At 50.3% G+C, this 13,922-nt stretch carries 20 protein-coding genes; 18 read left to right on the top strand and 2 right to left on the bottom strand.

The annotated features are described in order from the left end of the window. Positions 1-76: 76 nt before the first annotated feature. The gene (locus tag PUW25_RS23850; RefSeq protein WP_274337705.1) at positions 77-1,327 is read right to left on the bottom strand and encodes an ISL3 family transposase; all 1,251 of its coding nucleotides are present in this window, start codon (positions 1,325-1,327) and stop codon (positions 77-79) included. 144 nt (positions 1,328-1,471) lie between these two features. On the opposite strand from PUW25_RS23850, the gene PUW25_RS23845 reads away from it, so the two are divergent. The 13 genes from PUW25_RS23845 (at position 1,472) to PUW25_RS23785 (ending at position 7,585) form a co-directional block, all read left to right on the top strand. Beyond that, the gene (locus PUW25_RS23845) at positions 1,472-1,696 is read left to right on the top strand and encodes a hypothetical protein (protein WP_274337704.1); all 225 of its coding nucleotides are present in this window, start codon (positions 1,472-1,474) and stop codon (positions 1,694-1,696) included. Beyond that, positions 1,693-2,064 (top strand): hypothetical protein, encoded by a 372-nt coding sequence (locus PUW25_RS23840; protein WP_274337703.1) that lies wholly within the window; start codon positions 1,693-1,695, stop codon positions 2,062-2,064. Before PUW25_RS23845 ends, PUW25_RS23840 begins: the two co-directional genes overlap by 4 nt. Positions 2,065-2,139: 75 nt before the next feature. Continuing rightward, complete coding sequence (locus tag PUW25_RS23835; RefSeq protein ID WP_274337702.1) at positions 2,140-2,526, top strand: hypothetical protein; 387 nt, start codon at positions 2,140-2,142, stop codon at positions 2,524-2,526. Positions 2,527-2,541: 15 nt separating this feature from the next. Beyond that, entirely contained in the window at positions 2,542-2,730 is a 189-nt protein-coding gene (locus tag PUW25_RS23830) for a hypothetical protein (RefSeq protein ID WP_274337701.1), read from the top strand. Positions 2,731-2,767: 37 nt separating this feature from the next. After that, positions 2,768-3,025 (top strand): hypothetical protein, encoded by a 258-nt coding sequence (locus tag PUW25_RS23825; RefSeq protein WP_274337700.1) that lies wholly within the window; start codon positions 2,768-2,770, stop codon positions 3,023-3,025. A gap of 58 nt (positions 3,026-3,083) precedes the next feature. After that, entirely contained in the window at positions 3,084-3,278 is a 195-nt protein-coding gene (locus PUW25_RS23820; RefSeq protein WP_274337699.1) for a hypothetical protein, read from the top strand. 318 nt (positions 3,279-3,596) lie between these two features. Beyond that, the gene (locus tag PUW25_RS23815; protein WP_274337698.1) at positions 3,597-4,139 is read left to right on the top strand and encodes a hypothetical protein; all 543 of its coding nucleotides are present in this window, start codon (positions 3,597-3,599) and stop codon (positions 4,137-4,139) included. Positions 4,140-4,144: 5 nt separating this feature from the next. Beyond that, positions 4,145-4,357: a hypothetical protein gene (locus PUW25_RS23810; protein WP_274337697.1), complete on the top strand. Its 213-nt coding sequence runs from the start codon at positions 4,145-4,147 to the stop codon at positions 4,355-4,357. Positions 4,358-4,478: 121 nt separating this feature from the next. After that, on the top strand, positions 4,479-5,075 hold the full coding sequence (locus tag PUW25_RS23805; protein ID WP_274337696.1) for a hypothetical protein: 597 nt from the start codon (positions 4,479-4,481) through the stop codon (positions 5,073-5,075). Then, on the top strand, positions 5,069-5,200 hold the full coding sequence (locus PUW25_RS23800; protein WP_274337695.1) for a hypothetical protein: 132 nt from the start codon (positions 5,069-5,071) through the stop codon (positions 5,198-5,200). The genes PUW25_RS23805 and PUW25_RS23800 overlap by 7 nt, the downstream gene beginning before the upstream one ends. A 183-nt stretch (positions 5,201-5,383) precedes the next feature. Beyond that, complete coding sequence (locus tag PUW25_RS23795) at positions 5,384-6,730, top strand: ISLre2 family transposase (protein ID WP_074730242.1); 1,347 nt, start codon at positions 5,384-5,386, stop codon at positions 6,728-6,730. A gap of 150 nt (positions 6,731-6,880) precedes the next feature. Next, complete coding sequence (locus PUW25_RS23790) at positions 6,881-7,012, top strand: hypothetical protein (protein ID WP_274337694.1); 132 nt, start codon at positions 6,881-6,883, stop codon at positions 7,010-7,012. Between the two features lie 141 nt (positions 7,013-7,153). After that, complete coding sequence (locus PUW25_RS23785) at positions 7,154-7,585, top strand: EamA family transporter (protein ID WP_074728884.1); 432 nt, start codon at positions 7,154-7,156, stop codon at positions 7,583-7,585. Positions 7,586-7,637: 52 nt separating this feature from the next. Here PUW25_RS23785 and PUW25_RS23780 read toward each other — a convergent pair whose 3' ends face one another. Continuing rightward, positions 7,638-8,270: a DsbA family oxidoreductase gene (locus PUW25_RS23780; RefSeq protein ID WP_217437424.1), complete on the bottom strand. Its 633-nt coding sequence runs from the start codon at positions 8,268-8,270 to the stop codon at positions 7,638-7,640. Between the two features lie 155 nt (positions 8,271-8,425). Here PUW25_RS23780 and PUW25_RS23775 point away from each other — a divergent pair, with 155 nt between their 5' ends. The 5 genes from PUW25_RS23775 (at position 8,426) to PUW25_RS23755 (ending at position 13,901) form a co-directional block, all read left to right on the top strand. Next, positions 8,426-9,253: a sigma-70 family RNA polymerase sigma factor gene (locus PUW25_RS23775; protein ID WP_274337692.1), complete on the top strand. Its 828-nt coding sequence runs from the start codon at positions 8,426-8,428 to the stop codon at positions 9,251-9,253. A 281-nt stretch (positions 9,254-9,534) separates the two neighbouring features. Then, complete coding sequence (pdaA, locus tag PUW25_RS23770; RefSeq protein WP_274337691.1) at positions 9,535-10,317, top strand: delta-lactam-biosynthetic de-N-acetylase; 783 nt, start codon at positions 9,535-9,537, stop codon at positions 10,315-10,317. A 184-nt stretch (positions 10,318-10,501) separates the two neighbouring features. Next, on the top strand, positions 10,502-11,608 hold the full coding sequence (locus PUW25_RS23765) for a Fe(3+) ABC transporter substrate-binding protein (protein ID WP_377472887.1): 1,107 nt from the start codon (positions 10,502-10,504) through the stop codon (positions 11,606-11,608). A 2-nt stretch (positions 11,609-11,610) separates the two neighbouring features. After that, positions 11,611-13,263, top strand: coding sequence for an ABC transporter permease (locus tag PUW25_RS23760; protein ID WP_274337690.1), 1,653 nt, complete (start codon positions 11,611-11,613; stop codon positions 13,261-13,263). Continuing rightward, entirely contained in the window at positions 13,260-13,901 is a 642-nt protein-coding gene (locus tag PUW25_RS23755; RefSeq protein ID WP_274337689.1) for an ABC transporter ATP-binding protein, read from the top strand. Before PUW25_RS23760 ends, PUW25_RS23755 begins: the two co-directional genes overlap by 4 nt. The last annotated feature ends 21 nt before the right edge of the window (positions 13,902-13,922 follow it).

The raw sequence follows: 13,922 nt of genomic DNA, 5'->3' as shown, positions 1-13,922 counted from the left end.
GTGGAAACAGCCGTCAAGGAGATCGCTTGACCGCTGTTTCCACATCTGAAGCGGGGTGGGAAGGCGGAAAGGAATACTATGCTCGTCGCGCCGCGAGCACTGGCAGACGAAGCTTGTTCGCAGTCATGTAGACCATGGCGATTAGGTTTTCAACATTGCGGTAGCCTCTTGCTCGCCGTTTCGCTGCTTGAACCAGTCCGTTGATGCCTTCCAGCAACCCATTCGTCATCTTGCTGTGAAACCAGCGGAGGATTCCTTCTTCATGCTGCTTTATGGTTTTGGCCAGACTCATCATCGGTTGAAGCTGGGAACGGGTTGCCCAGCCAATCCACTCCCGGAGGAACACATCCGCAAATATGTGGGGCGTTGACCAAAACTCCTGTAATGCCAGCTTTAACCGGTAGGCACGTCCGGTTAACAGGTTGGTATCCTTCAGGCGGTACAGCATTTCCTTTTGCTCCGCCTTCAGATTCACTTCGTTTTTCAGCCAGATGTACTTGGTTTTCTTCAGCTCCGGCCGCTCTTTTTGTTCTTGGATACGCACCTCATCGACGGCTTCGCCGACCAGCTTCATGACATGAAACTTATCAAAGGTGACCTCTGCTTTCGGGAAATACTCCTGAATGCCGCTAATGTAAGCGGGCGACATGTCGCAACACACCTCTTGAATCGCGTCTGCAGTAAGGCCCTTTTCCGTAAGGTGGCGTTGAAATCGGTCCAACGTATCCTTGCCCTTACCTTCTGTAGCGAACAGGACAATCTTGCGATCTACGTCTACGAATAAGGTGATGTAACGATGGCCTCGCTTGGAGGAGGTCTCATCAATCGCGATACGCTTCACGTTTGAGAGATCGAGTTCCGACATGGCACTATCCACATAGTGGTGAAAGATTCTCCACATCCGGGTGTCGTGCTCCCGAAGTTCACGTGCTGCCGCATTAACCGGCATTTCAGCCATCAGACGCATTGCCCAAGCTTCGAATAACAGGGTGAAGTGCGAAAGAGGCCGGGCCCACTTCGCATACACCTGCGTAACCTTATTACAGGAGGTGCATTTTACTCGCGGCATTCTTGCGTGCATGAAGGTTTTCCAATCCCAGAAGTCCAAGTGGCGCCAGTGTTTGATGGCGCTGTCGTAAGCTTTACACTCGGCACCACACTCTGGACATGCAAAGATTGCCCCCCGCTCAAAATCCAGGTGCAAGTGCCAGGCTTGATCCTGATCATCAAACTCTATATGTGTGAGCTCCCATGGTTTTTCCAATCGCAAAGCCACTTTGAACATATCCATAATCACGTTTTCAGCACTGCTTAACGAGGTCCACATCGCCAATCCGCTCCTATTAACGTAATACTGAGCAGTATTGACTATTTTTCTATAATTCAGACTTTAAGCCACAAAGTATAGCGACGAAGCGAGTTCATCATCGATGCCGGCTTCTACCTGGAGATTTACGCAAACCCGGACGGAGTGTTCGAAGAAGAGCAAAGCTCCAATGGAGCTTCTACCTTCATCTTCTTTGATCAGGACGTTAAACTCGACGATCTCCTGAAGTATTTCGAGGACGAAGGCCGGCTCAAGGATGATACGCTGACCATCTCGATTATTCCGAGCCAGGATGAGGCGTACCAAAAGGAGCGGTCACTTGCTGAGGAGAATCCCGCCTCCAAGATTGATTGGGGGAAATCCGAATGATGGTTCAACAGCTGCGAGCAATTGCCGAAGAGGTGAGGACGCTGCTCGAGGCCAAATACGGCAGTGAATACTCTGACCTGCAGGGGAAGTGCGTGGAGGCATCCGAACTCATTTCGAAGAAGCTGACGAAACAGGGAATCGGCCATCGAATTGTGGAAGGATGGATTATCTACGATGATGCATCGAGCTGTTCGAATCGGGATTATGACGAGCATACCTGGGTCGAAGTAGGGGGCCTCTATATCGATGTCACACTGACCCAGTTCGAACCGTTCTTGGAAGGCCCGCTTCAGCGAGTTATTGTCGGAGAAAAGCCGTCATTCCTTGTTTACGAGGAACCGGCTGAATCTTGTGAAGAAGTTGTTTGAATCAGCATGGAGGCGGGCTGCATCATTCCCGCCTCTTTGTTTTTCAATAAAAAAGCCGATTAGGAGAGTGGATGTATGGTAATCAAAGGTCTAAAATCCTTGGATACATGGGATGTAACGGAGGAGCGCGACTATTCACTGGAAGAAATCCGTGAACTCCTTAGGGGAGGAAAACATTCCGTATTTCTTGTGGTAATGAAATACGAAATTCTGGGAGTCCCTTGCTTCGGGTCCGGATTAACGTTGTGGGATGAGACGCATGCTCCGATCCTTCGGGACGGCAGACTGGTGGTATCGACTTATTTCCGTCGTGCTGACCTTGGTCAAGCGGGAGGGATCGGTGACCCCGAAGAGCCTATCCCTGTCGATGTTGTTATTGATCCAAATGAGCCGATACTTTTTATTTCGGTTAAACGGGTTCATGCAGCACCGCATCCGCTTGATGAAATCATTCATAATTGAAAGGCAGGGCTAACCATGGGACTTACACTTGTTTGTGGAGTATGCTTGCAACCGATTGATCCAGTTGCAAAATCGGAGAAATACAAAGCCGGCCATCGCATCTGTGAAAGCTGCAATGAATCCATGTCGGAGGAAGAAGTTCGCGCCGAGGTAAAGGAACGAATGAAGAATGTTACGATCGTAGCTGATCATCCTCTTCAGTGAATCCGGCTCAACATTATCGAAAGCGAGGAAATCGTTCATGAAAAAAACAGAAGCCGTTATCGATATCCGGACCCCATTTGCCCATCTGAGTGATGAGGATTTGGAGAAGGCTTGGAAAGAATATCGTACCTTTGGAAACGGAGCGGGTTGGCACCCTGGAATCATCCAAGGGATTATCCAGCAGCTGAAGCGGGACTATGAACGAATCACGATTGGGATGCAGCATTCCATTCCCGCTCTGGTCATGCCGGAAATGATTAAGCGTTACCGGTCGAAGCTGGGGATCTCCGATTAAATCCCGGGCTATTGACTAAAAGAGTGAGTCGTAGTCTAATCACATCGAGGTGATTTTCATGAATATGATTTGGCATGTGGGCTGCGATGGTATGGCTATGCCGGTGGCAGCAGAAACGAGAGCGGAGGCTGAACAAAAGGCTGAGAAGCATCTTGCCGAAAATGGGTACCGATGTGGAAGAATCCTTGCAACCAAAGCAAGCCAAGGTTATCTGGAGTGGATTGAGGCACATCAAATTCCCGTACTCCTATAATCATCACGAATCGGGTCTGCGCCTTTTGCAGGCCCTTTTCTTTTTGATTCTCCATTCGTTATGTTCGTGCTATAATAAGCTCATACCTTATATTGTTTGACAACTTTCCTTCTTTCCCGCAGGCGCGAGAAAGCATTCTATGAAACAAGCACCTGGCAAGGTGACCAAGGCTAAATACACACGATACGTGTGTCTTTTTCTTTGGGATTTTGCCAGGTGCTTTTTTCTGCGCCTACAACCCAAAACCAATTCTTTGAAAGGAGCAAAAACAAGATGTCCAAAGAAATCACGATAGGAAGTACCATTAAGGAGGTTCACATGAAACTGGAACCGTCCGGTTTTTCTGATCCGGTTATCATCGACCACACGGTCAACTTCGTAAACAACGAAAGCATGAGATTCGAAGGAATGCAGCCACATGTGTTCTTCATGTTGAGCGAACTGGATGTTGTTCGAACATACGCGCGATTTCCGGATACGTTTCAGCAGATACGTCGATTTGGTTATTGCCGGGCCGAGGACCTGGAGACCTTCAAATCCAAAATGATCAACGAGATGCATGATGTGCTAGTCGGCTACCGAGAAGGACTGCTGTCAATGCAGGAGCATCTCAACGCCCAGTTGCCCCAAGAGGTAGATGAGAGCATCGTGATTGATTGGGATCAATACCGGTGCGCTGCAGTATCCGATTCTATCCAATGGGTTTCCCCATATGAAGAGGGAAATGAGATGGACTGGAGCTCGACACAGGAAGTCTCGAAGACGCAGTTCGTGTGGAGATGGAGGACCGTATTTCCGGCGCTATGCTGTACGCCAAAGGGTTGGAGGGCCTCGAAGGTGCCGCCCTTATTAACCGGATGAAGAAAGTGATTCGCGATCACGAAGGAACCCCGAAGTACATCATCGTCTCGGATGAGGGCTTCTGGAACAACCGGGATGGCTGGTGCCTCTCCAAAAAAGATGCCACCCGCTTCGTTCACATGGAGCCGGTGCTGCCGATCGGGTCAGGGGTAAAGCTTATTCCCGAAACGGAGCAGCATTCTTTCACCGACGAAGAAGGAAACCAAATTACGGAGTAGATTCTTGCTAAGAATCTTGATCCGGCATATGCGGCCTCTGGAGCTGATAACCACCGTTTTATGGTGGAATCGGACCGGGGGCCTTTTTAATCCAAATATCCATGAAGGAGCGAATTCAACAATGATGACTGCTACGGTAACAAAGATTGAGGTTTGTGATTTCTGCGGCGAAGAAAGTCCCATGGGCTGTACAGGCATTGGGCCGAAGACGGAGGTCGGCGTAATCGAGGTCATGTCGATTTGCCCGCGTTGCCGTCTGACTTCGCTTCATTCCTCCATCGAAAGCACAAAGAAGAAAATCGAGGAGTACCAAAAACGGGACATGCTCCTGGAAGACTATGAGTGGGAAAATTATTTCCTAACCGAGGATTCGCTTGAAGATTACATCCTGGACCTCCGGTACTTGGTGAATAAGACGATCGAACATTACACGGCCTTGTACCCGCTCCTGATTCAGCCTCTGAATGCTTCCATTAGCGGGGCGACTCGTTCCGGCATTTACGCCCACCTCGACCAAGGAGATCGCGTCAAGGTTCGGTTGGTTGAGATTGAGGGACCATCCATGCATCTTTACACCATTTCTGCTGCCTTTTCCCGAGATCTTGGCTTGAACTCGTATTCCGTTGTACATCCAATTGCCGGCATTGGGTCTCCTTTGATTAGCGGAGCCTCGGATGTCATATCCGTTGTGAATGGCGAGGGGGTGAGCGTATGCTAAAAGCTGAATTTCGCCGTAAAGTACGTTTGGCTTTCCCTGGCTATGATATTTCCTTTGAACACAATGAGGTGCAGAATGGCGCTGTGATTGGGGAATTTTTCTTTCACAACATGGTTCACTCTTAGGCCGTGTTCGGAGTTTGGCGCGGCAACGACATTGGCCGTGCCATCGGAATTGAGAATGCGGTCAGTTGGGTTAGTGTAAAATCTCCGTGGGTGTAGGAATTGGAAAAAGCGGATATAGAAAAAGAGCTTCTCCCTTGGTAAAGTGATGTTTGCGCACAACACACCAAGAAGGAGGAAGCTCCTGTGAGCCACTTTACCACAACAATGCCGACGATGAAAGAGATTGAGCAATGGATTTTCCGGAAAATGCAGGAGGAATTCGCTCGTGCGATGAAGCAGGTGCTGGAGGCGCTGGATCAGCAGATCCTGGAGCAACGGGACCGAGAGCGTTATCGAGTAAAGGACGAGCGTGAAACAAGCGTCAACACGGTGTTCGGGAACGTGCGCTTCAAGCGGAGATTGTATTGTGATCGTAGAAGCGGAAAACACGTGTATCTGCTGGATCAGCTGTTGCAATTCGAAGGGCGCGGGAAAGTCAGTCCGCATTTGGAGGAGACAGCAATCGCATTCGCAAGCCAAGGACCGTCGTACCGGGACAGCGCTAAGCGGCTGGAGCAGCTGCTGGGATACAATGTGCTAAGCCATCAAGCGATCAGGGAAAAACTGATGGAGCGTGCGGAACAGCCGATGTCTGAGGTGAAGCGACGCCCAGCGCGAGTATTGTTCGTGGAAGTGGATGGGCTATACACGAAGCTGCAGCGGAGCAAGAAGCGCGGGATGGAGAACGCAATCGCGGTCGTACACGAAGGCTGGGAGAAGAACGGCAAGCGGGTGGAGCTGAAAAATAAACAGCATTACCTGCATACGAGCGGCGGCGACTTCTGGGAAGGGTTCGGGGACTTTCTGGTGGAGCGTTACGAAATCGACGAGAACACGTGGCTTGTGGTGAACGGAGACGGCGCGGCGTGGATCGGGGAATGTACATCCTACTTCCACCAATGCCTGTATATGCTGGATCGCTTTCATGTGGCGCGTGATTTGAAACGGTTTGTCGGACATTTGCCAAAGGTATGGGAGACCGTGAGACGGTCGCTGGCCAAACAGGACGCAGCCGCGCTTATGGCGGCCTTGGAAGGCGTGTCGGAGCAAGAGATAGCGGAAGAGAAGCGGAAGGATTGGAAGCCGTATAAAAGCTTTCTGAAGCGGCACGAGAAGCATTTGGACGACTACCGAAAAACACTCCAGGCGAAGGGGATCGACACAAGCGGCATGCGCCCGATGGGAAGCGCGGAATCGCAGATGCGTATATTCGCCAGGCGGACGAAGCGTGGCGGGTACAGTTGGAGTGAGCAAGGCGTCAGGGCGATGCTGAGGACGATGATGAGGATTCAAGAAGCGGGCACGGTGGTAAGAACGGTTGAAGGACAAGCGAGTAAGCAGGCAACGCCGCAGCAGCCGATAAACATGCGGCAATTGCTAAAGAACGTGACGCAACCGGTCAAGGGTTGTATCGCTGGAATGATTCGCATGCTGCAAGGACCGAAGCAAAGCAGCACAACGGGTATGGCACTCAAAGCACTTCGCGGATAACGGCAAAAAATTCTGACAAATCACTTGTATTTGATGAAAGAACGAAGCAAAGCGCTTACAAGGAAGAGGTTCCTTCGGGGTTCGCGTTCCAGGCATCTTAAATGACTGCCCACGCTAGCTTGACACTGACACCGGGCAAGGGGCATTATTATGGAGGCGAACGATGATGTATACTACGTCGTGTGGGAGGATTTTTTCTCCAGCTGGGAGAAAGGCGAGCTGCTCTCCAAAATAGCTCTTAGGTTGGATGACGATCAAGGTGCAGATAGAAATCGTGAGTGAACATACGGAGTAAACCATAACCAGGTGCCCTTGCGGTGGTACCGGGTCACCGCTTTGCCGTTCAGCCGGTGTGCCTTAGTATGTTAATTCTTCTTGAAGCCAACCTAAGAGTACTACCATATTACTGCAAAGAGGGATTGTATGAGTTATTTATGGTTGGTTTTCGCTTTATTATCGGCCATAACCGCCGCGCTGGTCAGTATTTTCGGCAAGATCGGGCTGCAGTCGGTGGACGCCAACACGGCAACGGCGGTCAGGGCCGTCATTATGGCGGTATTTTTAGTGGCCGTGGTTGCGTTTCAAGGCAATATCGGTAAAATCCCGTCTCTTTTCGAAGACAAAAAAACGCTGCTGTTCATCGTGCTGAGCGGAGCCGCCGGTGCCGCTTCCTGGTTGTTTTATTTTTGGGCTTTAAAGCTCGGTAAAGTTTCGCAAGTCGCCCCGGTCGATAAATTAAGCGTGGTCATTGCGACGATAGCGGCCGTTGTGTTTCTGGGGGAACGCCTCAGCTGGATCAGCGGAATCGGCATAAGTCTCATTGCCATCGGCGTCATTCTGATCGCATTCAGCTGAAGGTATTATATAAGAAAAACAAAGGACACCCGCCCCGGTGTCCTTTGTCTGTCTATTCCGCTGCGACTTTCTCGAGTACTTTGATCAGCTCGGCGGGCGGGTAAGCTCCGGAGAGGGCGTACTTGTTATTGAATACAAAGAAAGGTACGCCGGTAACGCCGATTTGTCTGGCTGCTGTCTGGTCATGGGTTACCTTGTCGCTTCCTTTCCCCTGTTCGAGCTGTTCCCGCAGATGGACCGGATCATGACCGAGGGAGGCGGCGATGCCAAGCAGAATATCCAGTTGGGCTATGTCCTGGCCCTGTTCGAAGTAAGCGTTCATGATGGCATCGATCATAGCCTCCTGCTCGGAGGCGGGCAACAGGGCCGTCAGCCGGTGGGCCAGCTTGGTGTTCGGCATGCGGGTCACCTGATCGAAACGAAATGTCACCCCCACCGCTTCCCCCGCCTGGGTCACACGATCGGTCATTTGCTTCAAGGAAGCGGCATTGCCGCCCATTTTTCTGATCATAGCGTCCTGAAAGGGAAGTCCCTCGGCCGGCAGCGTCGAATCCAACTCAAAAGCCCTAAAATGGATCTCCACCTCGTCTTTAGGACCCCATGCAGCCAGAGCATCCTGTAAATTTTTCTTGCCGATTCGGCACCATGGACATACCATGTCGGAAAAGACATCGATTTGTATCATCGATATTTACCTCCAGTCAGTAACTTACTTTGTTATAGTATGATCGATTTGCCGGCGAAAGGCAACCATGGATCATTTACCATCGGATATTTTTGTTTTTATCTGTAACAAAAACAGAGATCAATCGTTATAACTCTTGCGAAAGGGGGAGAGGCATGCAGAAGGATTCGTTTACAGAGCTGTTCCGGATGTTTCAGCCCTCTCTCTATCGCTATTTATACCGCATGTGCGGGTCTAAAGAGGTGGCCGAAGAGCTGCTTCAGGAGACGTTTTATCGGGCCATGCTCTCGCTTCGGCTGGAGGATATGAGATTGGCCCGGGCCTGGTTATATAAAGTAGCCCGAAATCTGTTTATCGACTGGGTACGCAAGCGGAAGGGGGAGGCGGAGATGCTGCAGGCCATAGAGATTCACGCTTCCGGCACTAGCCCGATGCCTACTCCTGAAGAGGCTTTGCAGCTGCAGGAGCAGCGGAGAAAAATGACCGGGGTCATGCGTAAGCTGCCCGAGCATTACCGGACGATTCTTTATTTGAGGGAAATGGAAGGCTCCAACTATCAAGTGCGGGTTCTCAGCATGCCGGTTTATGCGGGAGAGCTGAAGGGAGATCTGAAGAATATTCCCCATTCGACCTCAAATGAACTCCATTTCGTGCCCCATCTTACGTTAAGGCCTTTTGTAAAGTATCAAGAAGAGGGAAACGGGATGAGCTGGGCCGGTTGGCTGGAGAATGCGGACACCCTCAAGCAATCCGTCGATCAAATGCTCAAAGATATCGAATGGCTGAGACAGGAGAGAAGCTACCGGGAGTCCGAAAACGACGGGAAGCGTTTGGACTACCTGAAAGAGAACGGAGTGAAAGTATATGGCGCCGTTGTTACAGGACCGGTGCGCGAGCTGGAGAAGCTGAAGCAGGAGCAGGGCCTGTTTTATTTTCAATTGGGAAGGATCGAAATTTGGAACTGGGAGGAACACACATCGTAACATAGGCCCATAGGTTAAATCCCCGTACACAAAGGCATCAAGTCTGGCGGTGTGTTATCGACACCTTTACATTTTTCCATATGTCAATAATTGCAATTTTACAGGACTTAAGTGCCAAGCAAGAGGGTTAACGGATGGGTATGCGAGGTGAAAACATATCCATTGGCCTGCTTATCTTTCCTTCTACAAGGAAACACATAACTTTCTGTTTTTTGTGGAACATTACCCCTTAGCCGATGACCGCATAAGAAAAACCATCGCCTAAGGAGTGAAATGGTTACATGAAGCGTTATGTCTCTTTCCTCGCCGCATTCGTTGTGCTTTTGTGTTTGATTTTACCCCATTCGGCCGAAGCCAATGCGGACAAACCTTATCACTTCGGGTTTAAGAAGAGCAGGAACCATGAGCTTCCATCGATTCAGGAAGAGGGGTTCCGGTCCATTGTCCAGAAGCATGATGCCATTTTTTTGGGCGATACGAAGCAAAAGGAGCTTTATCTTACGTTTGACAACGGCTATGAGAACGGGTATACGAGCAGGATTTTGGATGTACTCAAGGAGAAGCAGGTACCGGCCATCTTCTTTGTGACGGGACATTATATTCAAGACCAGCCCGAGCTGTTGAAGCGAATGGTGCAGGAGGGCCACCTCATAGGCAATCATTCCTGGAGCCATCCCGACCTCACACAGGTATCCGACCAGAAGCTGAAGGAAGAACTGGATCGTGTCAAAACGAAAGTAGCGGAGCTGACCTCCCAAAAGGAAATGCCGTATTTGCGCCCGCCGCGGGGGGTTTTTAGCGAACGGATGCTTGCGGCCAGCAAAGGATACGGGTATACCAACGTGTTTTGGTCGATTGCTTATAAGGACTGGGATCCGAAGCTGCAAAGAGGATGGGCTTACGCATACGAAAGCATCATGTCGCAGCTGCATCCCGGTGCGGTCATCCTGCTTCACTCTGTATCGAAAGACAACGCGGAGGCGTTAGCCAAAATTATTGACGATGCCCGGAAGCAAGGATATGAATTCAAGAGCCTGGACCAGCTGCAGACGAAAAATTATTAATTCATCCGTAACCCTCACATCGATGTGGGGGTTTATTTTGTATTCATACCGAAATCTGCTTTTGATGGAACCGTTTGCGGTGACTATAAAATAATGGGTTGACAGTAGGGTTTATTCTTGCTAGAATCCAAGTTGCAAACAAATGATAATGATTATCAGTACCAACTTTAAAAAGGGGAGTGTAATGATGTTGAAGAAACACCGGAGATTCTTATCATCCGCAATAGCGGCTATTCTGAGCGTCGGGCTTTTGGCAGGATGCGGAACGGCATCACAAGGCGGACAGCAAGCTGCGCAGCCGCAAGAGCCGAATAGCGGAGCTTCCGAATCGAAGACGGAACAAGTCGTCAATCTTTATACGGCAAGACATTATGAAGTGGACGACGTTCTTTATGCTCAATTTACGGAGAAAACCGGTATTAAAGTCAATGTCGTCAAAGGCAAGGCGGAAGAATTGATTGAACGGTTAAAGCGTGAGGGAGAGAGCACTTCCGCCGATTTGTTCATCACAGTGGACGGCGGAGTGCTGAATAACGCCAAGCTGAACGGAGTGCTGCAGCCTGTAAAGTCGGATGTCATTGAGGCTAATGTTCCTGCACAGCTCCGGGATAAAGACAACGAGTGGATCGGTCTGTCGACGCGGGCCCGTGTGATCGTATACTCCAAAGATCGGGTTAAACCGGAGCAGCTCTCTACATACGAAGATTTGGCTACCGATAAGTGGAAAGGAAAAGTGCTCGTGCGTTCCTCCACAAGCTTGTATAACCAATCGCTGCTTGCTTCCCTGATCGAGTTGAACGGGGAGCAGAAAGCGGAAGAGTGGGCTAAAGGCATCGTCGCTAACCTCGGCCGTGCGCCGGAAGGCGGGGACCGTGACCAAGCAAAAGCCATTGCTGCGGGAACCGGAGATGTAGCCATTATGAACACTTATTACTTTGGACAGATGCTGAACTCCAAAGATGCGGAAGAAGTGAAGGTTGCACAGCAGCTCGGCGTGTTCTTCCCTAACCAAAGCACGACCGGCACGCACCTGAATATCAGTGGAGTGGGTCTTGCAAAGCACAGCAAAAATAAAGAAAATGCCGTGAAGCTGATCGAGTTCTTGACCGATACGGAAGCGCAGGCACTGATGTCCAAGGAGAACTTTGAATTCCCGGTAAACCCCAAGGCGGAGAAACCGGAGCTTCTGAAATCTTGGGGAGAGTTTAAGGCCCAGCAAATTGACTTTGCCAAGCTGGGAGAACATAATAAAAAGGCTGTTGAGATTTCTAATAAAGTAGGTTGGAAATAAAAATGCGCTTTAGAGCAGCTATACGCAATATAAAACAACATACAAACGGCTGGCTTTATGCCAGCCTTCTGGGGGCAGTGGTCGTTCTGCTGCCCATTTTTACTATATTCGTGTCGCTGTTCCAACCGCCAAACGAAAACTGGCAGCACATCAAGCAGTATTTACTGCAGGACTATGTGTTCCAGACCGTTTGGCTTGTGTTGTTTACTTGTCTGTTTACCGTGCTGCTCGGGGTAACGTTGGCTTGGCTGATCGCGGCTTATGATTTTCCGCTCAGACGCTTTTTTCGCTGGGCGCTTGTGCTGCCGCTGGCCGTTCCTCCGTACATTGCGGCATACACCTACAGCACGATGTTGAGCTATACCGGCATTGTCCAAACCACGCTGCGCAATGAATTCGGGGTGATGCCAAACCCGGAGTGGTTTGGCATCATGTCGATGAGAGGCGCCATTTTCATATTTACGATGTTCTTGTTTCCATACGTATACATGATTACCAGATCCTATCTGGAGCATCAGAGCGGCTCTTATATTGAGAATGCCGCCCTGCTCGGGAGAAAACCTTTTTCCATATTTCTCTTTATCGTGCTGCCGATTTCCCGGCCTGCCATCGTCGGCGGTGTCATACTTGTCGTATTCGAAGTGCTTAGCGATTATGGCGTATCGAGCTATTACGGTATCCAGACCATCTCCGTGGCGATATTTCAGACCTGGTTCGGAATGTACGATGTCGACTCTGCCGTCCGTTTGGCCGCATGGCTGATGGCGGGGGTCGTCGGGATATTCGTGGTGGAACGGCTGCTCCGCCGTCAGCGGAGCTTCGCGGCTTCCACCAGTAAATCAAGACCGCTTACACCCAAGAAGCTGAAAGGTATCCGCGCTGCGGCTGCTTTCATGTTCTGTGGGCTTATGTTTGCGTGCTCCTTCCTTATCCCTGTCATTCAATTGATCGTATGGGCCGCCTGGAGCTATGACGATGTGCTTACCCCGGCTTTTTTCGAATTGACGTATAACACGATAGGCCTTGCTTTGACGGCCACGGCGATCATTATGGTGTTCTCGGTGATTACAGCCAATGTAGTTCGTCAGCAATCGAATGTGCTGACCTATGTGCTGGCCCGGTCGGTGACGTCCGGCTATTCCGTTCCCGGAGCGATTATTGCCATCGGCGTACTGGCGCTGTTTATCGGCCTTGATCAATGGCTGGCCCCGCTATATGCCCGCATGGGCCTGGGGAAAGCGCCGCTTGTGCTCAGCATGTCCTTGGTTATGCTGGTTGTCGCTTATGTGGTCCGCTTTATGGCCACCGGATACAATGCGGTCGAGGCCGGTTTTGAGAAGATCGGGATGAAATATACGGAAGCCTCAAGGCTGCTCGGCCTGGGGATGACGAAGACCTTTTTCAAGGTGGATGCCCCGCTGATCAAGGGCGCCTTGTTCAGCGGCGTTATTCTAACGTTCGTGGAAATTATGAAAGAATTACCGTTAGCCTTGCTGCTTAGACCGTTTAACTTTGAAACGCTGGCGACCAAGACCTATCAATACGCAAGCGACGAACGCATCTATGAAGCTTCCATACCCTCTTTGTTTATTATCGGTGTCAGTATGGTCTCTGTTATCGTATTTCATCAATTAGGGAAGAGGTTGAATTCATGAAGATCGTGAATATTGGTAAACTTTCATTTTCCTATTCCTCCAAACAGAAGCCAGTGATTGACCGCTTCTCCTTCGATATGGAAAAAGGGGAGATCGTCGGGATTTTGGGGCCTAGCGGGAGTGGAAAAAGTACGCTGCTGCGGCTTGTTGCCGGGTTGGAGTCGCCAACCGGCGGAAGCATTGCGATTTCCGGGCGTACCGTGGTGGACGATACCTCCTTCATACCTCCTGAAAAGCGCGGCGTCGGCATGGTGTTTCAGGATTATGCATTGTTTCCGCATATGACCGTAGCAGGCAACATCGAATTTGGCCTGCATCGTCTGTCGAAGAAAGAACGTGCAGAGCGGCTTGCAGAAATGCTGGAGCTGGTGCAGCTATCAGGCTTTGAGAAGCGTTATCCCCACGAATTAAGCGGGGGCCAGCAGCAGCGTGTAGCCTTGGCAAGGGCTCTTGCCCCGCGTCCTTCCATTCTTCTGATGGATGAACCGTTCAGCAACCTGGATACAGACCTTAAAGTCTCTATCCGCAGCGAGCTTAGAGATATCCTGAGAAAAGCGGAGATGACCTGTTTGTTCGTAAGTCACGACCACCAGGACGTTGATGCGATTTGTGATCGTACGGTGATGATGGTTTCTTAATCAAGGGGTTAGTGTAAAATC

Source organism: Paenibacillus urinalis (genome assembly GCF_028747985.1).
Taxonomy (GTDB): Bacteria; Bacillota; Bacilli; order Paenibacillales; family Paenibacillaceae; genus Paenibacillus; species Paenibacillus urinalis.
The sequence above is the reverse complement of the archived record's forward strand: the minus strand, read 5'-3'. Positions and strand labels throughout refer to the sequence as shown.